The organism is Marinobacter guineae (assembly GCF_002744735.1).
Classification (GTDB): domain Bacteria; phylum Pseudomonadota; class Gammaproteobacteria; order Pseudomonadales; family Oleiphilaceae; genus Marinobacter; species Marinobacter guineae.
In genome coordinates, this window is record NZ_KZ319340.1 from 992,665 (window position 1) to 1,015,270 (window position 22,606).

A 22,606-nucleotide genomic window follows, 5' to 3' on the forward strand; every position below is an offset into this window, starting at 1 on the left:
ATGAATAGACAAGGTAGTCTCTTTAAAGAGCGAGGCTCATTCATCGTTGAGAGCGTATGGCTTTGGCCCATATTGATCATGTTGACGCTTGGCGTGGTTCAGATGGGGTTCTTGTACAACGCTAAAGCGACGATGAATAACGCCACATTTCAAGCCGCCCGGGCAGGTTCTATAGCGCATGCCGATAAAGGCACTATGGAGAAGCGCTTGGCTGACGCGATGGCGCCTTTATACTTAAAAGATTCAAATATCTCAGATCTGGTTATTAGGAGGGCCGCTTTGTATGCGGCAATTAGGCTTCCTGCAGCGCCAATCGGTCAGATTGATATTATATCTCCAACAAAAAAAATATATAAAGAATTCGAGAGAACCCAATATTATCTGGATGGCCGGCGTCGTGAAAGGCGAATAAGGCAGATGCCAAACGATAACCTAAATGTCCGAAGCGCATCCGAGAAAATAGTAAAGGCATCATCGGGTAACGTAAGTATCAACTTGCAGGATGCCAATTTATTAAAGATTCGGGGGCACTGGTGCTATGAAATGATCGTTCCGTTCGTGAATTACCTGATTTATCAAACCTATGCCAGCCTACCTGGGGCCAAGAATCCGCACTGGGGAGCGTGTAGAGCGCGATCTTTGATTAATGGCTCATATTATTTGCCGATTAGCGCGACGAGCGTGGTTCGGATGCAGACACCAATCCGGTGGTAGCAGTTGGAAGTGCACGGTCACAAGGAGTTAACCTACATGAAATGGATCAATTCGTTCAGGCTTTTTTTTGCAATGGTTTGTGTTTTGGGTGCGGCTAACAGTATGGCTGAGCCAATATCGAGTCAGTTTCTCGATGCGTTGGATGGGCTGCAAGAGTATTCATCTCAGCATACAGATTTTTCTCAATACGAGCTCATTCTTGGCAAAATGCGTTATCAATATCCCCGTTCCCCTGACGAGACTGAAGGATTCAAGGCAGAGGCTTCGAGAATTTTCGAGGGGCGAATCGATCGTAAGGTCTTTGATTTCAACCCCGATGTTGGCTCCTTGAAGGCGTTTAGCACGCTCAAAGACTTTCTTGACGGTGAAGGCTTTAATATCGCGTTCACTTGTGAAGGGAGCTCATGTGGTTCAGTTAAGGGCTGGGGCACATTCTTTCCGGATCAAGCGGATGGTTCGTCGTCTGATCAATTCTATTTGTCTGCTATATACCCCGAGAACGGTCCGCCTGAGCGCGTTTTTTCTTCGCATATTTCCATGATTGGTAACCGTGTCAGGGTGACGATCGATGAGGTGGTCCTACTCGTTGACATGGAACGCTCGATTGAGAATTATGCGAATGCGGTGTTGGGCTATTGGTCTGAATACGGCTTCGATCAGGGATTGCCGGTAACTGGGTATGGTCTTGGCAGTTATGAGTTAACAACCACTATGAAGCTTAAGTACAGAGCTATTGCCAAAATAATGGAAAATAATCCTGATTTTCCCATTAAGTTATCTGGATACACTGATCTTGTAGGCGAGGAAAGTGTTAATAGAGAACTATCGCTCGTCCGGGCTAAATCCGTAGCTGATTTCTTGGTAACCATGGGTGTCCCTGAAGATTCTTTGAGTTTTGAGGGGCGAGGTGTTTTTAATTATATGGAAGAGGAGGTTTTTGACAATGTTGCTCCCCAGCATCGAAAGGTAATTGTGGTCGCGTTTCCTGCGAAGGAAATTAGCAGTTTAAACTAAGTATCTATTCAAGTTATTTCATAAAAGGGAATTTTATGAGTTCGTTCGGATCACAGGACTTTAATTCAGAGAAGAATACTATCTTGTTTATTTATATTCTGCATGCATTGGGATTTTTTACTGGGGGTTTAACCAGTATTGCAGCAATTATTATGAATTATGTGAAATTGGATGACATCAAGAATCCAATTTCGGTATCACATTTCAAATGGCAAATGCGCACATTTTGGTGGGGGGTGCTGTGGAGTTTGGTTAGCCTGATCTTGGCATATTTCATTATCGGTTTGCTGGGTTTCGTCGTTATTTTCTTTTGGTTTGTTTATCGATTAGTTGCTGGAATGGTGAACCTTAATAAAGATAAAGGTATGTATGGCGTTGCATAGGAAGGCCCTTTGGGGCCCTACACTATTTTATTCACTCTGGTCCCACCCTGACCGCCTTTTAGGCAGCCTCCGCCAGTGACGAGAACCACAAGTTACCGTGGAATGCCTGGTTGCAGTATATGGTCAGCATCGCCTCACTGCCGGACCCACTTCGGGGATCGTCCCGCTGGTCCAGGCGGTATCAAGCGAGGTAGAGGTTAACTCCGGCCAGGCTGCGTTGGATTCAAGGGCCCGGGAGCGTCATCAGAAAATGACGGATTTTCTGGAGCAACAGCAGAACGAGCGAAAAACTCGGCAGGCCGGCCGCGCCAATTTCCGGGAGAAGGTGAGGAAAGCCTGTGGCAACAGATAGCACTTTATGGATCACAATAGCCGGGAAGGAATTTCCGGAATCGGTTAAGCAAAGGAACTGCTATGCCTCCTCGATTCTTTTCGGCGGCGCCCCTGCTGGCGCTGCTTGCGATACTCTTGCCCACCTTCGTTTTGGCGGGGCCACCAAAGTTCACACTCGCTAATGTCTATCAAAAGGGCATGCCCCTGGAGGGCTATTGGGTAAGCGAAAAGCTCGACGGTGTGCGCGCTTACTGGACGGGTGAACGGTTTATGTCACGCGGAGGCAATGAATACCGGGCACCGCAATGGTTTACCGCGGGATTTCCGGAGCATCCACTTGATGGCGAACTGTGGATGGGCCGGGGCCGTTTTGCCGAATTATCCGGTGCTGTGCGCAAGGTCGACCCGGTTGACGCGGAGTGGCGGAAGATCCGGTTTATGGTGTTTGATCTCCCGTTGACGGGAGCAACTTTTGACCAGCGCTTGGCCAGGCTTGAGGTGTTGGTAGGCAAGATTGATTCACCGTTTTTGGCGGTTGTTCAGCAACAAAGAGCGAGCACGCACGAGGATTTGATGGCACAACTGGAGGCGGTGACAGGTGATGGTGCGGAGGGCCTGATGCTGCGTCTCGGGAGCAGTGAGTACCGCACCGGGCGCTCAAGTGACTTGTTGAAAGTTAAGCAGTACAGCGATGCTGAAGCGGTCGTGATTCGCCATTTGCCAGGAAAAGGCAAATACCGGAACATGATGGGATCGCTGTTAGTAGAGCTACAGAATGGTCGGCGTTTCCGGATTGGTTCAGGTTTTAGCGATGCCGAGCGGGTTTCGCCACCCGAGCCAGGGACCACGATTACGTTCAAGTATTACGGCCAAACCGCCACTGGCTTGCCCCGCTTTGCCAGTTTTCTGAGGATCCGCAATGATGAACCTTCCCGCTGATTCCAGTATCAGCAGTACCGCCCATTGACGGCAGTCAAAACCAGAGTAGGCTGTGAAGCCTATACTAAAGGAAGTAAAACCCATCCCAGTCATGGAGACTGTCTGTATGTCCTTGGAAAAGCACGATCTGATTCACGAAATGCCCGAATCAAAAGAAGCTATTCATAATCTCAAGACCAGCGACAATCATTTCGCGAAGATGTTTGATGAATACCATGATGTGGATCACGCGGTTCACCGCATCGAAACAGGCGCGGAGAATACCTCTGACGACCACCTGGAAAACCTCAAGAAGCAGCGCCTGAACCTCAAGGATCAGCTGACTGCCATGGTTCGTGAGTATGAGGGTGCGGCGGCAAGCTGATAGCAACCGAGCCGTCAACGAACCGTCATTCTGGCGTAACCCTCCTTGTGAACACTGATGCTGCAGTATCATTCATTTCACAAGGAGCTGATTATGAAGTTACGCATCATCGTGGGTCTGTCACTGTGCACATTGGCCCTTTCTCTGGCACAAGCCTCCCCTGGTAACGCCCATTCCGGGCAGTGGGTTCCCCCGGGACTTGATGAGTGGCAAGAGGTTGCCGCAGGTTCCTGGCACAAACGCACCGGAGCCAAAGCGCCAATTCATCTCGGCCCACGGCCTTTCTGGCTGGTTGAAGATATGGACGAGGGCCCGCTGAAAGAGCGCCTGCAGTCCTGCAATACCCGCCACATCAAACGTTCTGATTTCTCCATCGGCCACCGCGGCGCCGCTCTGCAATTCCCTGAGCATACTCTTGAGTCCTACGTGGCTGCGGCACGAATGGGAGCTGGTATTGTTGAATGCGATGTCGCTTTTACCCAGGATCGGGAGCTGGTATGCCGCCATGCCCAGAACGACCTTCACACCACCACCAACATCGTTGCCATTCCGGAACTCAACGCCAAGTGCACACAGCCATTCGTGCCGGCAGATCCGGCAACAGGTACTCCTGCAAAGGCGGAATGCCGGACCAGCGATATCACCCTGGCTGAGTTCAAATCGCTGAAAGGCAAGATGGATGCGTTCAATCCGATGGCGACAACGCCGGAAGAGTATCTGGCCGGCACCGCCGACTGGCGCACGGATCTCTACGCCAGCCGGGGCACACTGATGACTCATCGGGAAAGCATTGAACTGTTCAGGGCACTGGGCGTGAAGTTTACCCCGGAGCTGAAATCACCGGTGGTGGATATGCCCTTCGAAGGTGACTACAGCCAGCAGGACTATGCCCGCCAGATGATCCAGGATTACATTGATGCCGGGGTGAATCCGAGAGATGTCTGGCCCCAGTCGTTCAATCTGGAGGATGTCCTCTTCTGGGTGAACGAAACGCCGCGTTTTGGGCGCCAGGCCGTGTTCTTGGATCAGGCAGCAGCTACGCCGGAAAACTCGTCCCTGGCGTACATGGAAAGCCTGAAAGCCCGGGGTGTGAACGTTGTGGCCCCGGCGCTCTGGAAGATGCTGGCCCTCGACAGCCATGGCGAGATTGTTCCCTCGGAGTACGCGGAAAATGCCCGCACGGCTGGCCTGGACATGATTGCCTGGACAGTAGAGCGCAGTGGTCCTCTGGCGAACGGTGGTGGCTGGTACTATCAGACGGTAACCGACGCGATCAACAACGATGGTGATGTTCTCAAGGTGATCGATGTGCTGGCGCGGGATGTGGGTGTGATCGGAATCTTCTCGGATTGGCCGGCGACCACTACTTTTTATGCCAACTGTATGGGAACGGCAAGAAAGAGCCGTTAACTCCGGCGGCGTGCGCCCTTGAGAAAGCGGCGCACTTCCATATCCTGTGCTAGGCTTTAAGGGCCTTCGCCAATACTTGGAAATTAGCAACTGGCGGAGAGCATGCTGCACTTTTGGAACCGCCAAATCAGCAGTAAATTTATTGTTCAAGGAGGATAAAAGATGGAAGCCAAGTCTACTCAGGACGACTACGACCAGGTAAAGCGGGATCTGCAGGCACTCCGCGAGGATATGGCTAAACTGACCAATTCCTTTTCGGAAAGTCAGAAAAGCAACATCAGCAGCCTCAGGGATGAAATCCGCCGCGAGAGCCGTGAGGCCTTTGATCAGGTCAGGAAAAAAGGCGATGCCGCATTGCATCGTGCGAAGGATGCGGGAGACAAGGCCGTTGAGGATGTTGAACACCGGATTGAAGAGCGGCCGTTCCTGAGCATCATTATCATGTTTCTGGCCGGTATCCTCGTGGGCAAGATGCTTGATCGCTGATCATGCTTGATTCTGCTCAGGTACAGGGTGCGTTGCGCAAGGCTGCTGCTGCTGTCATCGGTTTTGTACTGGCGATGGTCTTGCTTACCGCCCTGCTACTTACCGGGTTTTACTATTTGATTCAGGCATCAGTCCTGGCCTTGTCACCCTGGCTCGGCGAGGCTGGCGCCATGGGATTGGCAGGGTTCGTTTGTGTCCTTTTGCTTGCCCTTTTCTTCCAGCGTTTAACCCGCCCGGTTTCCCCGAGCAAACCTGGAAAAGAGGCCGGTGACAAATCGCGCTCAGGCATTGATGTGCTTCGCGACCTGATCAAGGAAAATCCTCTGGAGGCCGCTTTGGTGGCATTTGCTGTCGGGATCGCGGAACAGGGCGATCCCCGGCTTAAATCATTGCTGCTGCAAGGTGGCGCGATTCTGATGAAACGCGCGGAGTCCGAACAGTCTGGCGACGCTGGTGCCGGTGAGGCTTCTGCTCCAGATAACAAACCCCCGGCGGATCAAGAATCGGCCGCTTGATTTGATCGCATTTCTCCTTTTTGGTTAATCGAGAGTTACCAATTCTTAGGCCGGTTTTAACCCACGTGAGGCACAACCCCTAGTAGGGTGAGTTCAGGTAATCGAGAGACAGTTTCCGGTTACCCATGGAATGAGAAGGACATCTGAACTCACTAGGAGGAAAGCCTTATGATTTCCGGAACCCGTTTAGCCTGTGCCGCGTTTTGCACAGCATCTGCCTTTTCCGTCCCCGCCGCTCTGGCTCAGGGCAGCGCGGAGCGCGACCAGTCAGGCCCCTACATCAGCGGTAGCTACGGTGGCTACAAAGCCCATGGTGGAGAGTTTGAGGACGAGAACGACCTGCTTGGCGCAGCCCTTGGTTACCAGTTCAATGAGTTTTTTGCACTGGAAGCGGAGTACATCGATTTTGGAAACTTCGGTGATGATAACGTGGATGGCAAACTCAAAGGGGTTGGCCTGGGCGCGGTTGGTCGTCTGCCATTGACTGACAGTTTTGGCGTGTACGGCAAAGCCGGTGCTTTTGCTTCGTCCTTTGACGTGGATGCCTTCAGCGAGAGCGAGACCTACGATGAGGTGACACCGTTTGTGGGTGCCGGTGTGGATTTCCGGGTCACTAGGCAACTGACGGCGTTCGCGGAGTATAACCGCTACAATGTTGATATTGATGAAGACGATTTCAACGGTCAGGTCACCAACAGTGGGCCTGAATTTGATACTGGTCGGGTTGGCCTCAAGTATCAGTTCTGATGAGGGCAAGGCGCAGCGAAAGGCTGCGCCTTTTTTCACTTACTGCACGTTTTCCAGCTCGCCAAACCGGTCAGTGAACAGGGCTGAAGAAAGATAGCGTTCTGCCGAATCCGGCAATACCACCACGATGTTCTTGCCTTTGTGCTCCGGCTGCTTGCTCACCCGGACCGCCGCAGCAATGGCGGCGCCGCAGGAAATGCCACAGAGAATGCCTTCTTCCTGCATCAGCCTGTGGGCCATGTCCATGGCTTCTTCATTGGAGACAGCTTCCACCTGGTCAACCAGGTCCAGGTCCAGATTCTTGGGCACAAAACCGGCGCCGATGCCCTGGATCTTGTGGGGAGCGGGTTTGGGGTCTTCTCCGTTCATCACCTGGGTAATGATCGGTGAATCCGTGGGTTCGACGGCGACGGTGGTAATCGCTTTACCACGGGTGCCTTTGATGTAACGGGCAACGCCGGTCAGCGTGCCGCCGGTACCGACGCCGGCCACGAAGATGTCCACTTCACCGTCGGTGTCATTCCATATTTCCGGGCCAGTGGTGTCCTCGTGAATCCGTGGGTTGGCGGGGTTCTGGAACTGCTGGGGCAGGAAATGCGTGTCCGGATCGGAAGCAAAAATCTCTTCCGCCTTGGCGATGGCTCCCGGCATGCCTTTGGCCGGTTCGGTGAGTACCAGCTCCGCCCCCAGGGCTTTCAGCACTTTCCGGCGTTCCAGACTCATGGACGCAGGCATGGTCAGAATCAGTTTGTAACCCCGGGCGGCGGCTACAAACGCCAGTGCGATGCCGGTATTGCCGCTGGTGGGCTCCACAATCGTCATGCCCGGCTTCAGGGTGCCGCGTTTCTCACCGTCCCAGATCATGGCAGAGCCGATCCGGCACTTTACGGAATAGGCCGGGTTACGGCCTTCAATCTTGGCCCAGATGGTGGCGCCGTCATTGACCCGGTTCAGTTTTACCAGAGGGGTGTTGCCGATGGAGAGTGAGTTGTCTTCGTAAATACGTGCCATGGGTTTCTCCTTGTCGTTGTCTTGTTTTGAATCCTGGTACCACTCAGGAACCGACCGCTCGCGCCTCAAGCCGGTTCCGGCCATTCTGTTTGGCCTGGTACAGGGCCTGGTCAGCCTGCCGGAGAAATTCCGTTGGCGAGTCATCCGGCCCCGGGATACCTGTTGCCAGGCCAATACTGATGGTCAGCTGGATATCGTTGCCATCGCAGATATTGCAGGCACTTGCGACCGCCTCCCGGAAACGTTCCAGACGATTGCGAATTTCATCACTGTCCTCGTAACTGGCAAAGACCACGAACTCTTCACCGCCAAATCGCGATAACCGGTCGGTCTCCCGGCGGAAGTGGCGGCGCATGATGTCTGCCAGAGCCCGCAGGCACAAATCACCGGCTTCATGGCCATAGGTGTCGTTGATTTTCTTGAAATGGTCGGCGTCGACCATGGCGACTGCAAAACCGGAATGGTGACGCTGGCACCATTGGAAGCTCTTGCGGAACTCCTGGTCGAAGTAGCTTCGGTTGCCCAGCTGGGTCAGGTCGTCGGTTACACTGAGCCGGGCGAGAGTTGCGTTGGCATCGGCCAGTTCCCGGTTCAGGCGGCCCAGTTTCCGGTTCCAGTAAATCAACAGGGTGGTCACCAGGGCGCCGACGATCAGAATCTTCCAGATCACGGAATAGTCCACAGACTGTTCCAGCTGAATATTACGCCAGTGGCTTTCCAGGCTTCGGCGTTCTTCCGTGGTCAGGCTGGAGACCAGTTTTTGCATGATGCCCAGCAGAACCGGCTCGTCGTCCCGGACTGCTACAGCAAGCGTCCAGTCCGCCGGTATTCTGCCAATCACCTTCAAGTCTGCCAGACCCAGTTCCTGCATATAGTAGCCGGCCGTTGCCAGCGTGGTGATGTAGCCATCGAGCTCGCTGTTCTGCAGGCGCCGCAGTCCTTCCTGTTCGTTGCTGACTTCCACCAGCTCCAGAGACGGATACCGGTTCTGCAAGAGCTCGGCGAAGGCATAACCTGCAACAACACCGACCTTGCGGCCGCGGAGCTCGCCAACCCGCTCAATGAACGGTGCCTCGATTCGCCCCAGTACAACATTGGGCACAGTGAGGTAGGGCTCGGTGAAATTCATGAATTCAGCTCTTTCCGGTGTCTTCATGGCCATAGCAAGCAGGTCACACTGTCGTTCCTGCGCTGCCCGCAGGGACTGCTGCCAGTTGTCGGTGGGCACCACATCAAAATGGATCCGGGCGCGTTCCGAAAACAGCCGGAACACTTCGGAGGACAGTCCGGCATGGTTGCCCTCAGCATCGGCGCCTTCAAGGGGCAGCCAGTCGGGATCGATGCACATGGACACGCGCTGATCGCGGGCGTCCAGCCAGGTTTGCTCTGCTTCCGTCAGGGTTACCTGACCTTTGGCGGGGCGTTGCCTGCCATCACTGGCGCCAAGCCATCGATTTTCGATGGTACGCATTTCCTCGGCGCTGATGGCGGCCAGTGCCTGGTTGAGAATGCCTGCCAGAGGCGCCAGTCCCGGGCGCACGCCAAAGCGCAGGTCTTCGCCCGGCAGACCCTCCAGCACCAGCTCACCGGCAATTCGTACGCCGGGAATGCCCAGCTCCCGGATCCAGAAGTTGCCATTGGGCAAAGCCGCCAGAACCACGTCCACCTGGTCTCGGGCCAGGGCGTCAAACATGGTTTCCTGGGTGGTGAATGTCCGGACATTGTCGCCCAGTGCGTCCCGTACCGGCTGTTCGTAATAGATTCCGGAACCGAGTGCCACCCGCATGCCCTCAAGATCGTCGAGGGTACTCAGGGACAGTGTCTGGTCCCGGGTAAAGGCGACATTAGGTATGGAGTGGTAAGGCTCGCTAAAACGGGTAAATGCTTCACGCTCAGGCCTGAACGACATGTTGGCCAACAGATCAATCTCGCCAGTACGAAACAGTGGCAGGAGCTCAATCCACTGACCGGCAACCGGAATAACCTGCAACCCGGTGAGATCAGACAATCGGTTAAGCACATCCACCGTCAGGCCTTCAATCCGGGTGCCGGTGTCAAAGCTGTACGGCGCGTAATCACGCATCAGCCCTACACGCACTGGCCCGGTTTCCGCAAGAAACTGCCGTTGTTCAGGGCTCAGGGCGAGGTTTCCGGAGCCGGAAAGGCTGGCGCCGCCGAATTCCTGCCAGCGTTCCAGCAACTCCTGCTTGCGCTGCTCCGGAATCTGCTGCAGGCCATCACTGATCTTCTGGAACAGTGCCTCGTTGGTTTTCAGCACACCGATGCGGAAATCCTCACGGGAAAGGTCTCCCAGGGGGGCTGGCCCGGCAATGGCAAGAAAATGAAAGTCGGCTGCATTGGCGTAGTACTGGAGAGTCAGGCGAGGGCCGATGATGACATCCACCCAGCCGAAGGCCAGGGCCCGGATGAGGCTGAAAAGAGAGTCATAACTGTTGAACGCGATGCCATTGTCGCTCAGCACATCGCGGTAATAGATGTCCCGGACAACTCCGACCCGGAGTCCCTGCAGATCTTCGAGGGAACGAATCTCTCCGATCGGGTTCTTGGTGTCGTGCATCAGGTAGGTCTGGCGTAGGTGATAGGGCTCGGTAAACAGGATTTCCCGGGCGCGGTCCTGGCGGAAGGAAATGCCGTCGATAACGTCCAGCTCACCACGCATGAAAGCGCCGTAGACTTCCGGCCAGCTGCCGGCCCTGAACGTAAAGTTGAGACCGGACTGCTCGGCCACTTCCCGGAGAATATCGACGGAAAAGCCGGAGGCGCCCCGGCCCTCGTTGAACGAATAAGGCTTATTGTCGGCGACGATGCCGACGGTGACAGTGTCGCCTTTTTGTTGTGCGTTTACCGCCGATGTGCCAAACAGGCAAAACAGTGCAAGAAGAACAGCGACAGCCATTCCCATCAATGGGCGTTGGGCGGGGGTGGCTATGGTGCTCATTGAAATGCCGGCAGTCCTTTACAGCTGTGTCATCAGTTTAGCCATATCCACCGGTATTGCCTACCGTCTCAGGCGCTGACCGAGCGGCCGGTGTAATCGGAGAAATCCGGCTTTTTCGGCTGATGCAGGTCGTCGGTCATGTAGGCGGACGTCAGGATGAACTCCGCCGTCGCCCGGTTACAGGCCACGGGAATGTTCCAGAGTGCGGCGATCCGCAGCAGAGCTTTGATGTCGGGGTCGTGGGGCTGGGGCTCAAGGGGATCCCAGAAAAACACCAGCAGATCGATTTCGCCTTCGGCGATCTTGGCGCCGATTTGCTGATCTCCCCCTAACGGGCCGCTGAGCAGGCAATGAATGTCGTCCCGCTCCAGATTGTCCCGCAACAGCCGGCCGGTGGTGCCGGTGGCATAGAGTTTCAGCGGTGCAAAGCGGGTGCGGTTGTCCGCGACCCAGTCCACCAGTTCCTTTTTCTTGTTGTCGTGTGCCACCAGGGCAACGGATTTTACGGCCATTTGGGGTACAGTCTCCTATTCAACCGGTTATCAACAGAGTGTTCAGTGTTTCACAGGCTGACACGGGACGGAATAGGAAAGAGGTGTATGTCCGGAACTGTATCCATCGACTGGCAAACCACTCCGGCGGCGGTCTGGCGTCGTCACCGCTCGGGCCTGCGGGCCATTCGCCGGCTCGATCCGGTGCAGTGGCAGGATCTGACCGGTATCAGCCGGCAGCAACAGGCCCTTGCCCGCAACACCGAGCGTTTTCTTGCCGGCGAGCCTTCCAATAATGCGCTGCTCTGGGGCTCCCGGGGCACGGGGAAGTCCTCGCTGATCAAGGCACTGCTGAATCGCTACCAGGGTCGCGGTCTGCGGATGATTGAAGTGGACAAGGACGATCTGGTGAATCTGCCGGAAATCGTCGATGACATCTGCGATTCGCCGTTCCGGTTCGTGATCTTCTGCGATGACTTGTCGTTTGACGCGGGCGAGACTGGCTACAAGGCCCTGAAAAGTGTTCTGGAAGGTTCTCTGGAACTGCCTCCGGAGAATGTGCGGGTGTACGCCACCTCCAATCGCCGGCACCTGATGCCGGAATTCATGTCTGATAATCTCAAAAGCGAGATGCGCGACGGCGAACTGCATCCGGCGGAAGCCATCGAGGAGCAGGTGTCCCTGGCAGACCGCTTCGGTCTGCAGTTGTCGTTCTATGCGTTTTCACAGGAGATTTATCTGCAGGCCGTGGATGCGCTGTTTCCGGAAGTGGCAAATCGTGACAGCCTGCATCGGGAGGCGATCCGTTTTGCCACCGCCAAGGGTGTCCGCAATGGCCGCACGGCCCAGCAGTTTTACCGGCAGTTTGCCGGAGACGAGGGTTCCGGGGGTTAGGCGGGGTTATTGCCGTTTCGCCATCCGGATAAAGTGGTGGTGGACCACCCGGACACCCAGGAACACCAGGATCATCACCACGGGAATGGCGATGCCCAGAACCATCGTCTTGTTGAACACAAAGCCCGCCTCGTAAACCGAGTCCAGGCCGAACTTGAGCAGGCCGATCAGGTAGTAGGTGATGGCGACCACCGAGAAGCCTTCCACGGTGTGTTGCATCATCAGCTGGATTTTGGAGCGCCGGTCCATGGAGCTGAGCAGTTGCTGGTTCTGGCTCTGAATGGCCAGCTCCACCCGGGTCCGCATCATGTCCGAGGCCCTGTCTACCCGGCGTGAAAGATCTTCCAGGCGTTCGCTGACCGCTTCGCAGGTTTTTACCGCCGGTGTCAGCCGACGGGTCATGAACTCGGTGAGAGTCAGGTGGCCGGAGAGCTCATCTTCCCGCAGTTCGTCCAGCCGGGTCAGTACCAGCCGATGATAGGCCCGGGTGGCCGAGAAACGGAAGGTGGAGTGGGCCCGGAAGGCCTCGATTCTGGCAGCAATATTGGTCAGCTGGGCCAGCAGTTTTTCTTCATCGACGTCCTGGTTTTCGGCAAGAGACTGGGTGATCACCGCCAGCTTTTCGTCCATATCATTCAGGGACGGGGTTATTTCCCGGGCCACGGGCAGCGCCAGTAGCGACATCAGGCGGTAGGTTTCAATCTCCATAAGCCGTTGGGTAAGGCGCCCCAGCTGGCTGTCGGACATGTGGTGGTTCATCACCATGAATCGGCCAAACCCGTCGCTGTGCAGCCTGAACGTCCCCCACACCCGGGCCGCGCCCTCCTGGGGGCTGCTGCCAATCAGGCGCATACCTTCGAAGTGCTTGCGGACATAGTTCAGATCCCCCCCGGTTCCTTCGGTGGCCGGTCGTATTTCCAGGTGGAATGCGGCTATTACGGTGCCGGCCAACTGTTCCAGCCAGCCTTCCGGCAGCGGTGTCATGCCTGTTTCGGTGAAGGGGGGCTCGTTGCCGGTGGCCAGGTTAATGAACGTGTAGGAGGCAAACTCCATGTGCATTTCACGCCGCACCCGGAGAGAACCAAAGGTGTGCTCAAAACAGCCCACTTCTTTCTCCGGCACCGGCTTGCCCAGCAGCCGGTGCAACTCCTGCAGGTGCCGGAACTGCTGTCGACGCTGCTCCGGGGTAGTGAGCACCGCTATCTGAGTGACCCTGGCCGGCGTTGGTAGCACCTGAAATGGCCGTGAGTGCAGCTCGTTGTAGAGCTCGTTACGAAGCGGATGGATGTCGAGGGAGTCCAGTCGTGCGCTCACGGCGTGCAGTCCTGTTTCAAGAATGGGTTGCCGGGATGATAACGCGGAACCACACGCCGTCAATGCCACCTTGGGTGCGGTTCTGGGCGTCAACACGGCCACCATGGTAATCGGCGATCAGGCTGACAATGAGCAGGCCCTGGCCCAGGTGGCCCTGTTCCTGTCCTTCCCGCAGTGACACGAACGGGCTGAAAATGTCGGTTGCAGCGCTGTCCGGCAGGCTGGACCCCTCGTTGAAAACCGACAGGCAGAGGCCTTCCGCTGTGGTTTCCAGCCCGACTTCAATCAAACCACCTTCCGGTGTGAAATCCCGGGCGTTATCCACCAGTTTGTCGAGCAGTTGCACGATCAGCTCCGGCGAACCGGTGAGCTGCAGGCCCGTTTCCGGACCCGAGTAGCGGATGTTGTGGCTGCTATCCAGGGCCTGGTAGGCGGCGGTGGCCTGGGCTGCGACCTCGGCCAGGTCAAACGGCTCCTTGTCGGCGTGGTCCAGGCTCTGTTCCAGCCGGGCGGCTTCACTCATGCCGTGGAGTATCTGCCGGAGCCGTTCGGTGGCGGAGGCTGCGCGCTCAATGTATTGCTTGCGCTCAGTCTCGGTTTCGCAATGGCTGAGGTTCTCCAGCGACGAGCGCACCACGGCAACCGGTGTTTTCAGTTCATGGGACAGCCGCCGGGAAAAGCTTTCGAGGTAGCGGTTATAGCCATGGAGGCGATCCACCATCAGGCTGAAATGCCTTTGCAACTGGCCCAGTTCATCCTTTGCGCGGGAATCCGGCACCGTACCGGTTATCCGCCCATCTTCGTCAATGCTGGCGCTGACCGCCCGTTGCAGCCGGGTAATTCGCCAGGACAGCCAGCTGGCGTAGCCGAGCAGCACCAGGGTCAGGGCCACGATAATGAGGGTGCTGCGGGCGATGACTGAGCCAAGCGTAGAGCCTGACAGCGTCAGGAGCTGATCAAGCGACTGTTCCAGGATCAGTGTGCGGCCACCGAACACCGACCGGGTGGTGAGGAGCCAGACGCTGTCGTCCTCGTGGCGAACCAAACCTTCGCTGGGCAGAGTGTCAGTGTCTATCCGGTTGCTGCCAGTCTTGATAGCAGTGGGTTCCGGCTGATAAAAACGCACCAGCGCCCGGAGTGCGTTGAGACTGATCTGTTCAATCACCTGAAGCGGGCTGAGGGCATCGAATTCCGGACCTGGGGTGGTAGAAGCGGCACTTTGTCTGGCAATAACCCAGCCTGCCGGTTCCACCAGGCGGGCGCGCTGGCCCCGGTTCAGCTGCGATTCAATTTGCCGTTCAAGGACCAGATTACGGCTGACCAGTACCGGAAGCGGGTCAGTCGGTGTTGAGACCGACATCGCCGGGTCCTCTCCCCAGCGGGCCGCAAAGCCAAGCCGGCTGCGGCCCGCTGGCATGGGTAGTTTCAGCTCGAGTTGCCAGCCATCGCCCGCTCCCTGCCAGTAACTGGAAACCCGGTAATCCGGTTTCAGGGTGGCCCCGATCAGGCCATAAACCTGCCCTGGCGCTGGTGTGCGGATCAGCCAGGAAAGCGGTGACTGGTCAGGCGAAACGCTTTGGGTGTCGGGCTTGAGCCACACGCTGAGGCGGTCGTGGGGCTGGTTCGGAATACCGGGATTGAAGAACACGGGCTGGCGAGGACTGACACGGATCAGCAGGTACAGGTTTTGCTGATCCGTGGCGGCTTGCCAGTGCAGGGCTGGCAGGCCGGAGCCGGAAGCGCTGCTGCTCTGCCAATTCCGGAGTGGGTTTTCTTCGTCGTATCCCGGCCAGTCGTCGCCATAGCCGTCCAGGTTGATGATTCCAGTGAGAGGTTCAACGTAAATTGCGGGCTCACCAGAGGCCACCGCGGGCATGCCGATCATCAGATCGCCGGCGGTCTCGGCCAGTCGTTCGGCCTGTTCCTGAAGTTGTTGGCGGGCCTGTTGTCGCAGGGCATCGTCCAGCTCCAGAACAAACTGCAGACCTGCCCAGGGAATCAAAAGCATCAGCAGGCTGGCAACGAGTAGCTGGCGCTTCAGGTTCAAGGTTCAGACCTCACGGGCATTCCAGCGATAGCCCATGCCGTAGGCGGTCTGGATGCCATCGAAGTTTTCATCCAGTTGCAGGAACTTGCGCCGGATGCGTTTGATGTGGGAGGTGACGGTATTGTCGTCGAGCACCGTGCTGGCGGCTTCCATCAGCTGTTCACGGCTGCGGACATGGCCCGGGTGCTGCACCAGCGAATACAGCATCCAGAATTCGGTCACGGTCAGATCAATGGGCGCATCGTTCCAGGCGACGGTCATGCGATCCACATTGAGAGTGAGCTGGCCCCGTTGCAGAACTTCGTCTGGCTTCTGGAGGGCCTCGGCCCAGGCATCGGCCCGCCGCAGCAAAGCGGTCACCCGGGCCAGCAGGTGGTCCAGGCTCATGTCTTTGGTGACGTAGTCATCGGCACCGAGGCGCAGGCCGTGCACCGAATCGATGTCGCTGTCCCTGGCGGTCAGGAAGATGATGGGCAGGGTCTGGGACAGTGAGCGCAGGTCCTGGCACAGGGCAAAGCCGCCTTCCGGCTCGTCTCCCAGGCCGACATCAATAATGGCGAGATCCGGCAGTGCCTGGCGCAGCACCTGCCAGGCGGACGCACGGTCGCCATGGGCCGTCACCCGGTAGCCCCGGCGTTCGAATGCCGCCCGGTAGTTGTCACGGATGGCGGGTTCGTCTTCGATCAGAACAACGTGTTTCTTCATGGTGGCGGCGGTTTCCCCTGGCCGGTGAGTGTCTATTTAACCACGGCAGGTGTTCAGAACAAGGGCGGACGGCATTGTTGTCATAATTCATCACTTTTTGTGGCCGGTTTGCCGCATTCTGCCATGGGAGTTCCTTTCCGGATTGCTGAAATGGGGGTGTTTCGCTCAGTCATGCAGTCAAAAGGATTCCGCCATGATGCTTTCTACCTCTTTCTTACGGTTTTACTCCCCTGTTTTCGAAAGGTGTCCAGCGCCCGGCAAGTGCGCGGCTCTTTCCGAAACACGCTGTGAATACGTCCGTGTACGTTCGGCTCCGCCCCTTGCGCTTTTCGCTCCTGCGTCGCGCAAGGGTCCTGGGCAGGCCGTCCATGGCCTGCCCGTGAAGAGCTTTCGCTCTTCACCCATGGCTCTGCACGGTTTCGGAAAGAGCCGCGCACTTGCCTCAGTTTTCACGCGCTTTCAGAAACTTAACTCCAGGCGTGTTTGGGAGGGGATAAGCCTCTGGTTCGCTGTCTTGCTGATGCTGTTTGTGCATCCTCTTTATGCCGAGGCGAATGAAACAGACAACGTCGGCCAGTTGCACTTCGTTGACGGCCAGGGTCAATGGCAGGAACCGGCGCTGGTGTTGGACAGTGAATTCGACATTCGGGTCAGCGGGTTGATTGCCGACACCCGGCTGTTGCGCAGTTTCCGGAACACCAGTGATCAGTGGCGGGAGGGAGTGTTTGTGTTTCCGCTTCCGGAAAAGGCCAGTGTGTATGGCCTTACCATGAAGGTGGGGGAGCGGACCATTGAGGGGAAGGTTCAGCCGAGGGAGGTTGCCAGGCAGACCTACGAGAAGGCGAAAAGTGCGGGTAAGCATGCGGCAAATGTCGAGCAGCAGCGTCCGAATCTGTTTACCGCCCGGCTGGCAAATATTCCACCCGGGGAGACGGTGTCGGTGGAGTTGAAGTATCAGCAGCCGGTCGGCTTCCAGGCCGGGGTGTTTGAGCTGAGTATTCCGACCACGCTGACGCCCCGTTATGTCCCGGGAGCCCCCATCCAGTCTCTATCCGATCAGTGGCAAAGTGGCTGGGCTCTGCCTACGACGCAGGTGGCGGATGCCGATGCGATCAGCCCCTTTACCGTCAATCCCGGTGACGTGGCAGGGGACAGCCACCGGGCGTCGATTGAGTTGTTGATTGATGCCGGGCTGCCGCTTGAGGCGGTTTCCAGTCCGTCTCACCAGCTGGCGACCAGTCGGGATGGCCAGTCGGTCACGGTGCGCCCCGCTGAGGGCGAGATCCTGATGGACCGGGATTTTGTGGTGCGCTGGCGGCCGCTGGCGGGGCGGGAACCTTCTGCGGCGGTGTTTCACCAGTCATGGCAGGGCGAGGATTTTTTGCTGGCCATGCTGGTGCCTGGTCAAACTGGCAAAAGCGTTCTGCCAAGGGAGTTGGTGTTCGTGATCGACACTTCAGGCTCCATGGCCGGGGAATCCATCCGCCAGGCCCGCAGTGCCTTGCAGGCGGGTCTGCAAACCCTGACATCCCGGGACAGGTTCAATGTTATCCAGTTCAACAGTCAGACCCACGCTCTGTTCATGCAGCCGGAGATCGCCACCGGGAACAACCTTGCCCGTGCCCGTCAGTATGTGGATCGCCTGAGGGCTGACGGTGGCACCGAAATGGCACCGGCGCTGTCTCTGGCTTTGAAGGATAGCGAGGGCAGCGGGGAAGAGACGCCACGGGTGCGCCAGGTGATTTTCATCACCGATGGTGCGGTGGGTAATGAAGCAAGCCTGTTTCGTCAGATCCGTCAGCAGCTGGGCGATCAGCGTCTGTTTACGGTGGCTATCGGTTCGGCCCCGAACCGGCATTTCATGCGTGAAGCCGCTCGCTGGGGGCGAGGTACCTATACCGCGATTCACTCGCCGTCGGATGTGAGCGGGCCGCTTCAAAGGCTGTTCGCGGCCATGGAATCACCGGTTCTGACGGATATCCAGGTGCAGTGGCCTGGCCAGGAAACGGGTATTGAGAGTTTTCCCCGGCGCCCAGGCGATTTGTTTCAGGGCGAACCGCTGATTCATGCAGTGCGTGGCGTTGCGGCCATGGGCGAGCTCAAGGTGTCGGGCCGGCTGCCGGGTGGGCGGAACTGGTTGAAGACCCTGGATCTGCAGCAGGCAGCGCCGGGAACCGGGCTTCATCGCCATTGGGCGAGAGAGAAAATCGACAGTCTGCAGGATGAAGCCAGGGTATCAGGCCAGGAGCCTGATAAAGCGGCTATTACCGAGCTGGCGGTCGCGCATGGACTGATGTCGGCCTACACCAGTTTTGTGGCGGTTGATGCAACGCCGGCTCGAACGACGGAAACGCCGTTGGCCTCAGACAATCTGCCAACGCTGCGGCCGGCGGGGAGCCAGGCGGGCATGCTTCGGTATCCGCAAACCGCAACCGCTGCGCCCTTGCTGATCGCTCTTGGTCTGGTCGGGCTGATGTTCTCTGTTGCGATTGTGCTGCTGCAAAGGAGGGCGTTCCCGTGACCAGATTGCTGCTTTTACTGTTGACCAGCTCAGCTACCTTGTTGGTATTCGGGTTATGGATTCCGCTCAAGGCCGTCCTCGCCCAGGAAATGCTCGAGCTCGCCTGGGCAGAGAACCAGGCCCGGCAAACTGACTCACGGCCCTGGCCCTGGGCGGATACCTGGCCGGTTGCCCGTCTGGCGATGCCGGTGCTGAACGACTCGATGATCGTTCTGGCTGGCACCCATGGTGAGAGCCTGGCATTCGGTCCCGGCCAATTGACTGGCGATGACAATAACAGCGGGGCGGTGGTTATCGCAGGGCATCGGGATACCCATTTTCGTGGGCTGAAGGCGCTGGAGACCGGCAACGAGATCCGGCTTCAGGGCCGCAATGGCCGTTGGCGCAGTTACCGGGTCGAAAACGCCCGGGTGGTGGACAGCCGTTCAGAGCTCATCGATACCCAGCAGTTGCCAGACGGCACCCTGTTGCTGGTGACCTGCTATCCGTTCAACAGTGTCGATCCCGGCGGCCCGCTCAGGTATGTGGTGCGCGCGCGCATCTCCGGAGACCGTTACCCCCGGGAACAAATTGACACTGTTGCCGGGATATAAGGTTGGCGTACACTTGTGCGCCATAGTTTGGTTGCAGAGTTGTGGTACATGGGCGTTATTAGAAAATTCCTGGCATGGTTGAGCGTGCCGGTGATCTGTCTGTTTGCGTTGGTGTTGTATGTGGCCCGGCCATTCAATCCGGATAACAACCGGTTGCTGGGCAGGACTGTGGCCCGGGTGGGCAGGGCGATTCTTGGCATGGACAGAACTCTGGAAGGGCGCGAGAACCTACCGACAGAGCGGCCGACGGTGGTCATCGCCAACCACCAGCACAATGATGATCTGTTTGTAGTGGGCGATCTGTTACCGCCGCGCACCGTGACGGTTGGCAAGTCATCACTGGTCTGGGTACCTTTCTTTGGCCAGGTGTTCTGGCTCGGAGGCAACGTTATCCTCAACCGCGGCCGCTCCCATAAAGCGATCGCCGTGATGCAGGCCACCAGTAGTGCCATCGCGAAAGACCGCAAAAGTCTTTGGGTGTTCCCGGAAGGAACCCGGAGTCGGGGGCGGGGCCTCCAGAAATTCAAGAAAGGCGCCTTTCACGCTGCCGTTGCATCCGGAGCGCCGATTACCATTGTGTGTGCCCAGGAGTATCAGGACAAGGCCCTCGGCTGGAGCGGCCGGCGAGAGCCGGTTGCGGTCCGGATCCTGCCTCCAATCGAGACCAAAGGCCTGACGGTTGACGACATCCCTGAACTGATGGCGCGGTGCCACCGGCAAATGGCGGAAGCCATCGCCACCCTCTGATCCGAGCATCGGAAGTGCTTGAAGCACCAGCGGAAACAGGGCAGTCTTTGCGGGAAAGATCGTTTCGTTCAAAGACCCTCAGGGAGAGGCAAGAGATGAATCTGATTCTGTTTCTGATTATTGGCGGTGTGGCCGGCTGGCTGGCCGGACTTATCATGAAAGGCCGTGGCTTTGGTGTTCTGGCCAACATCGGTATTGGTATTGTCGGTTCCTTCCTCGGTGGCTTTGTATTTCGCCTTTTGGGCCTGGCGGCCCAGGGTGCAGTTGGTGAGCTGGTGACCGCAACCGTTGGTGCAATACTGCTGCTGGCCATTGTTAGCGCAATCAAGAAGGGCTGAGCATGATCGTCCCCGTTACCGGAGTGTTTGCCGCAGTTATTGGCATTCTTTTGCTGGTATTGTCGGCTCAGGTCGTCAAATTCCGCCTTAAATACCGCAAGGGTCTTGGTGTTACCGATGACCGGGATTTTGAGGCCGCCGTGCGGGCTCATGCCAACCTGATTGAGTACGCCCCCCTTGGTTTGATCATGCTGGCTATCGCAGAGCTCAATGGTGTGGCCAGTGGGTTGATCTATTGGACGGGCATGGCGCTGGTCGTCGGCCGCATCCTCCACGCCTTTGGTATGATTAATGGCCGTGGCGGTCCTCACAAGGCCCGCATGATCGGCATTCTGCTGACCTGGCTGGCCATTCTGATTGCTGCGGTGCTATTGCTGTGGAACGTCTGGCAGGTTTACGGGTGAAGTAACAGACAGAGCGGGGCGGCCAGTGGCCGCCCCGCTCTGTTTTCAGGACAGGGGTTTTGAGGCAGGTTCAGTCCTCAACCTGGCTTTCATCATCAAGAATCAGCTCTATTTCCTCGGCATCCAGAACCTGCGCCTCGTAAGTCAGCCCCTGTGCTTCGATCACGCTCACAAACGCTTTCAGGTGACTTTTGGAACCATCCAGCAGATTGGAGTAGGCGAGGATGATCGCGCGCTCATCAGTGGAGTTAATGGCGGCCAGGATATCTCTCATGTCCTTTTCTTCGATCAGGCCCCCGACCAGGAGACCGTCGATAAGGGAATTTTTGCCTTTGGCGACAAGTTCGTTATAGAGCGCCTGAAGCTCATCATTGGTGAAGACACCAATTGTGTCGTTGACTACGGGATCCTCAACGCCAAACTTCTCCAGTAGATAATTGACAGTACTGGTGTGGGTTTCTTCGGAAAGTGCAATCTGGGCGAAGACCTGCGTTTGGGTCCCCCAGTACTGGTCCATCGTCAGGTATACATCACGGGCGAGCTTCTCTTCTTCCCGCATGAATTGCAGGTCACTGACTTCAATCGTTGTCAGGTCTTCCGCTTCGACCTTCTTTGTTGATTGGTCGCCGCTGCGCGGCCCACCGGCAGCGAATGAGGCGGTAGCGAAAAACATTGAACCGATTACGGCGGCAGTGATGAAGGGATTTGCGTTCATAGTGACCTCTCTAGTCAGGTAATGGTTAAACCCTGGATACATGACTAAGACGATGGTCAGGAGGAAAAGGTTCGTGAAATAAATGTAAGTTTGCTTTCTTTTTTGTGATTAACCTGTTGTTTTTAAAGATTAATAATTATTGGATTTTACAGGGAGTTTCTGCTTTACGTTAATTAAAACGGAACTATTCAGATTTACGTCCACGAAGTGTTTGCCTGATTCTGATGTTTTGAAACGGGTTATAAAAGCCGGCACACGGCCCAGTGACATGTCACATGCCGTGGGGCCGGCTTACTCGATCGGTTTCGTCTTTCAGAGCGCCCTTGCAACATCCAGGGTCAGGTATTCCAGCTCAACGCGCCGATTGGCTGCGTGGTCTTCCAGTGTTGCCAGGGGGCGGGTTGACCCCCAGTGAGCCATTAGAATCCGGGATTCGGGCACGCCTTCCTGCATGAGAATCCGTGCGACCGCGTTGGCCCGTAACCGGGACAGAAATCCGTTGTAGTCTTCGGTGCCGAAATTGTCCGAGTGGCCATGAATCCTGACGCTGACCGAAGGGTGCTGTCTGAGGTAAGCGGCGTGTTGTTCCAGGAAAGCAATGTCACCTGTGTCCAGCGAATGCTTGTTGAAGCCGTAATGAAACTTCATCCGGTGTGGTCGCTTGTTCCCGGCCTCAAGGGCCGCAGGGTCGAAACCGGCTGCAATTGCTGCTTTGGCAATCAGCTCCGGGTTATCCAATACGAGTACGGTCATCTGCAGAATCCTTGTTTCTATCCGGTTTTTCTTGTTATTCCTGTTCACTATTGGCTGGAGCAGAAATAACGGCAATTGGCGAATGGTCGATAAGGGCCCTGGCACATTCCCTTGGTGGCACCGATTTAATGTCATTTCTGTGACGATGAAATGACAGCCCCGGTTGTACTAACAGCCGTAACGACTCTGTGGGGCGGTGCACATTTCCG

At 56.7% G+C, this 22,606-nt stretch carries 23 protein-coding genes; 15 read left to right on the plus strand and 8 right to left on the minus strand.

All coding sequences use genetic code 11. The features are described 5' to 3' along the window. The 9 genes from CLH62_RS12575 to CLH62_RS12615 all read left to right on the plus strand — a co-directional run bounded on the left by CLH62_RS12575 (position 1) and on the right by CLH62_RS12615 (position 6,905). Complete coding sequence (locus tag CLH62_RS12575) at positions 1-714, plus strand: TadE family protein (protein ID WP_099618487.1); 714 nt, start codon at positions 1-3, stop codon at positions 712-714. Between the two features lie 36 nt (positions 715-750). After that, positions 751-1,728 carry an OmpA family protein gene (locus CLH62_RS12580; RefSeq protein WP_099618488.1) on the plus strand — a complete coding sequence of 326 codons (978 nt, stop codon included), beginning with the start codon at positions 751-753 and terminating at the stop codon, positions 1,726-1,728. A 35-nt stretch (positions 1,729-1,763) separates the two neighbouring features. Next, positions 1,764-2,111, plus strand: a complete 348-nt coding sequence (locus CLH62_RS12585) for a DUF4870 family protein (RefSeq protein ID WP_099618489.1) — start codon at positions 1,764-1,766, stop codon at positions 2,109-2,111. Positions 2,112-2,525: 414 nt separating this feature from the next. Beyond that, positions 2,526-3,383, plus strand: a complete 858-nt coding sequence (locus CLH62_RS12590) for a DNA ligase (RefSeq protein WP_099618490.1) — start codon at positions 2,526-2,528, stop codon at positions 3,381-3,383. Positions 3,384-3,489: 106 nt separating this feature from the next. Continuing rightward, positions 3,490-3,747: an HP1242/YdcH family protein gene (locus CLH62_RS12595; protein WP_099618491.1), complete on the plus strand. Its 258-nt coding sequence runs from the start codon at positions 3,490-3,492 to the stop codon at positions 3,745-3,747. Positions 3,748-3,840: 93 nt separating this feature from the next. Then, entirely contained in the window at positions 3,841-5,157 is a 1,317-nt protein-coding gene (locus CLH62_RS12600) for a glycerophosphodiester phosphodiesterase family protein (RefSeq protein WP_099618492.1), read from the plus strand. 162 nt (positions 5,158-5,319) lie between these two features. Then, the gene (locus CLH62_RS12605; protein ID WP_099618493.1) at positions 5,320-5,643 is read left to right on the plus strand and encodes an ElaB/YgaM/YqjD family protein; all 324 of its coding nucleotides are present in this window, start codon (positions 5,320-5,322) and stop codon (positions 5,641-5,643) included. Positions 5,644-5,645: 2 nt separating this feature from the next. Then, positions 5,646-6,158, plus strand: a complete 513-nt coding sequence (locus tag CLH62_RS12610) for a hypothetical protein (protein WP_099618494.1) — start codon at positions 5,646-5,648, stop codon at positions 6,156-6,158. Between the two features lie 168 nt (positions 6,159-6,326). Continuing rightward, positions 6,327-6,905: a porin family protein gene (locus tag CLH62_RS12615; protein WP_099618495.1), complete on the plus strand. Its 579-nt coding sequence runs from the start codon at positions 6,327-6,329 to the stop codon at positions 6,903-6,905. 39 nt (positions 6,906-6,944) lie between these two features. Here the strand turns inward: CLH62_RS12615 and cysK are convergent, their stop codons facing one another. From cysK to CLH62_RS12630, 3 genes are all read right to left on the minus strand, one after another. After that, positions 6,945-7,916, minus strand: coding sequence for a cysteine synthase A (gene cysK / locus CLH62_RS12620; protein ID WP_099618496.1), 972 nt, complete (start codon positions 7,914-7,916; stop codon positions 6,945-6,947). A 43-nt stretch (positions 7,917-7,959) separates the two neighbouring features. Then, complete coding sequence (locus tag CLH62_RS12625; RefSeq protein ID WP_228152840.1) at positions 7,960-10,875, minus strand: transporter substrate-binding domain-containing diguanylate cyclase; 2,916 nt, start codon at positions 10,873-10,875, stop codon at positions 7,960-7,962. A gap of 68 nt (positions 10,876-10,943) precedes the next feature. After that, positions 10,944-11,387, minus strand: coding sequence for a methylglyoxal synthase (locus tag CLH62_RS12630; RefSeq protein ID WP_099618497.1), 444 nt, complete (start codon positions 11,385-11,387; stop codon positions 10,944-10,946). Between the two features lie 87 nt (positions 11,388-11,474). Between CLH62_RS12630 and CLH62_RS12635 the strand changes: the two genes are divergently transcribed. After that, positions 11,475-12,260 (plus strand): ATP-binding protein, encoded by a 786-nt coding sequence (locus CLH62_RS12635; RefSeq protein ID WP_099618498.1) that lies wholly within the window; start codon positions 11,475-11,477, stop codon positions 12,258-12,260. Positions 12,261-12,266: 6 nt separating this feature from the next. Here CLH62_RS12635 and CLH62_RS12640 read toward each other — a convergent pair whose 3' ends face one another. The 3 genes from CLH62_RS12640 to pdsR are packed head-to-tail and all read right to left on the minus strand — an operon-like array spanning position 12,267 to position 16,326. Further along, complete coding sequence (locus tag CLH62_RS12640; protein ID WP_099618499.1) at positions 12,267-13,574, minus strand: DUF3422 family protein; 1,308 nt, start codon at positions 13,572-13,574, stop codon at positions 12,267-12,269. Between the two features lie 16 nt (positions 13,575-13,590). After that, the gene (locus CLH62_RS12645) at positions 13,591-15,621 is read right to left on the minus strand and encodes an ATP-binding protein (RefSeq protein ID WP_099618500.1); all 2,031 of its coding nucleotides are present in this window, start codon (positions 15,619-15,621) and stop codon (positions 13,591-13,593) included. Positions 15,622-15,624: 3 nt separating this feature from the next. Beyond that, positions 15,625-16,326 carry a proteobacterial dedicated sortase system response regulator gene (pdsR, locus tag CLH62_RS12650; RefSeq protein ID WP_099618501.1) on the minus strand — a complete coding sequence of 234 codons (702 nt, stop codon included), beginning with the start codon at positions 16,324-16,326 and terminating at the stop codon, positions 15,625-15,627. Positions 16,327-16,846: 520 nt separating this feature from the next. On the opposite strand from pdsR, the gene CLH62_RS12655 reads away from it, so the two are divergent. From CLH62_RS12655 to CLH62_RS12675, 5 genes are all read left to right on the plus strand, one after another. Continuing rightward, entirely contained in the window at positions 16,847-18,847 is a 2,001-nt protein-coding gene (locus tag CLH62_RS12655) for a marine proteobacterial sortase target protein (protein ID WP_228152856.1), read from the plus strand. Further along, positions 18,844-19,440, plus strand: coding sequence for a class GN sortase (locus CLH62_RS12660; RefSeq protein WP_099618503.1), 597 nt, complete (start codon positions 18,844-18,846; stop codon positions 19,438-19,440). The genes CLH62_RS12655 and CLH62_RS12660 overlap by 4 nt, the downstream gene beginning before the upstream one ends. Positions 19,441-19,488: 48 nt before the next feature. Further along, the gene (locus CLH62_RS12665; protein ID WP_099618504.1) at positions 19,489-20,187 is read left to right on the plus strand and encodes a lysophospholipid acyltransferase family protein; all 699 of its coding nucleotides are present in this window, start codon (positions 19,489-19,491) and stop codon (positions 20,185-20,187) included. A 95-nt stretch (positions 20,188-20,282) separates the two neighbouring features. Next, on the plus strand, positions 20,283-20,525 hold the full coding sequence (locus CLH62_RS12670) for a GlsB/YeaQ/YmgE family stress response membrane protein (RefSeq protein ID WP_048496660.1): 243 nt from the start codon (positions 20,283-20,285) through the stop codon (positions 20,523-20,525). Between the two features lie 2 nt (positions 20,526-20,527). Continuing rightward, complete coding sequence (locus CLH62_RS12675) at positions 20,528-20,929, plus strand: MAPEG family protein (protein WP_099618505.1); 402 nt, start codon at positions 20,528-20,530, stop codon at positions 20,927-20,929. Between the two features lie 70 nt (positions 20,930-20,999). Here CLH62_RS12675 and CLH62_RS12680 read toward each other — a convergent pair whose 3' ends face one another. Beyond that, on the minus strand, positions 21,000-21,644 hold the full coding sequence (locus tag CLH62_RS12680; RefSeq protein WP_170005799.1) for a DUF2202 domain-containing protein: 645 nt from the start codon (positions 21,642-21,644) through the stop codon (positions 21,000-21,002). Between the two features lie 312 nt (positions 21,645-21,956). Next, the gene (locus tag CLH62_RS12685; RefSeq protein ID WP_099618507.1) at positions 21,957-22,397 is read right to left on the minus strand and encodes an OmpA family protein; all 441 of its coding nucleotides are present in this window, start codon (positions 22,395-22,397) and stop codon (positions 21,957-21,959) included. Between the last annotated feature and the right edge of the window lie 209 nt (positions 22,398-22,606).

Excerpts from the sequence above, each read along its gene's own strand:
- CLH62_RS12575 (WP_099618487.1), top strand. The coding sequence starts at position 1 with ATGAATAGACAAGGTAGTCTCTTTAAAGAGCGAGGCTCATTCATCGTT.
- CLH62_RS12580 (WP_099618488.1), top strand. The coding sequence starts at position 751 with ATGAAATGGATCAATTCGTTCAGGCTTTTTTTTGCAATGGTTTGTGTT.
- CLH62_RS12585 (WP_099618489.1), top strand. The coding sequence starts at position 1,764 with ATGAGTTCGTTCGGATCACAGGACTTTAATTCAGAGAAGAATACTATC.
- CLH62_RS12590 (WP_099618490.1), top strand. The coding sequence starts at position 2,526 with ATGCCTCCTCGATTCTTTTCGGCGGCGCCCCTGCTGGCGCTGCTTGCG.
- CLH62_RS12595 (WP_099618491.1), top strand. The coding sequence starts at position 3,490 with ATGTCCTTGGAAAAGCACGATCTGATTCACGAAATGCCCGAATCAAAA.
- CLH62_RS12600 (WP_099618492.1), top strand. The coding sequence starts at position 3,841 with ATGAAGTTACGCATCATCGTGGGTCTGTCACTGTGCACATTGGCCCTT.
- CLH62_RS12605 (WP_099618493.1), top strand. The coding sequence starts at position 5,320 with ATGGAAGCCAAGTCTACTCAGGACGACTACGACCAGGTAAAGCGGGAT.
- CLH62_RS12610 (WP_099618494.1), top strand. The coding sequence starts at position 5,646 with ATGCTTGATTCTGCTCAGGTACAGGGTGCGTTGCGCAAGGCTGCTGCT.
- CLH62_RS12615 (WP_099618495.1), top strand. The coding sequence starts at position 6,327 with ATGATTTCCGGAACCCGTTTAGCCTGTGCCGCGTTTTGCACAGCATCT.
- cysK (WP_099618496.1), bottom strand. The coding sequence starts at position 7,916 with ATGGCACGTATTTACGAAGACAACTCACTCTCCATCGGCAACACCCCT.
- CLH62_RS12625 (WP_228152840.1), bottom strand. The coding sequence starts at position 10,875 with ATGAGCACCATAGCCACCCCCGCCCAACGCCCATTGATGGGAATGGCT.
- CLH62_RS12630 (WP_099618497.1), bottom strand. The coding sequence starts at position 11,387 with ATGGCCGTAAAATCCGTTGCCCTGGTGGCACACGACAACAAGAAAAAG.
- CLH62_RS12635 (WP_099618498.1), top strand. The coding sequence starts at position 11,475 with ATGTCCGGAACTGTATCCATCGACTGGCAAACCACTCCGGCGGCGGTC.
- pdsR (WP_099618501.1), bottom strand. The coding sequence starts at position 16,326 with ATGAAGAAACACGTTGTTCTGATCGAAGACGAACCCGCCATCCGTGAC.
- CLH62_RS12655 (WP_228152856.1), top strand. The coding sequence starts at position 16,847 with ATGCTGTTTGTGCATCCTCTTTATGCCGAGGCGAATGAAACAGACAAC.
- CLH62_RS12665 (WP_099618504.1), top strand. The coding sequence starts at position 19,489 with ATGGGCGTTATTAGAAAATTCCTGGCATGGTTGAGCGTGCCGGTGATC.
- CLH62_RS12670 (WP_048496660.1), top strand. The coding sequence starts at position 20,283 with ATGAATCTGATTCTGTTTCTGATTATTGGCGGTGTGGCCGGCTGGCTG.
- CLH62_RS12675 (WP_099618505.1), top strand. The coding sequence starts at position 20,528 with ATGATCGTCCCCGTTACCGGAGTGTTTGCCGCAGTTATTGGCATTCTT.
- CLH62_RS12680 (WP_170005799.1), bottom strand. The coding sequence starts at position 21,644 with ATGAACGCAAATCCCTTCATCACTGCCGCCGTAATCGGTTCAATGTTT.
- CLH62_RS12685 (WP_099618507.1), bottom strand. The coding sequence starts at position 22,397 with ATGACCGTACTCGTATTGGATAACCCGGAGCTGATTGCCAAAGCAGCA.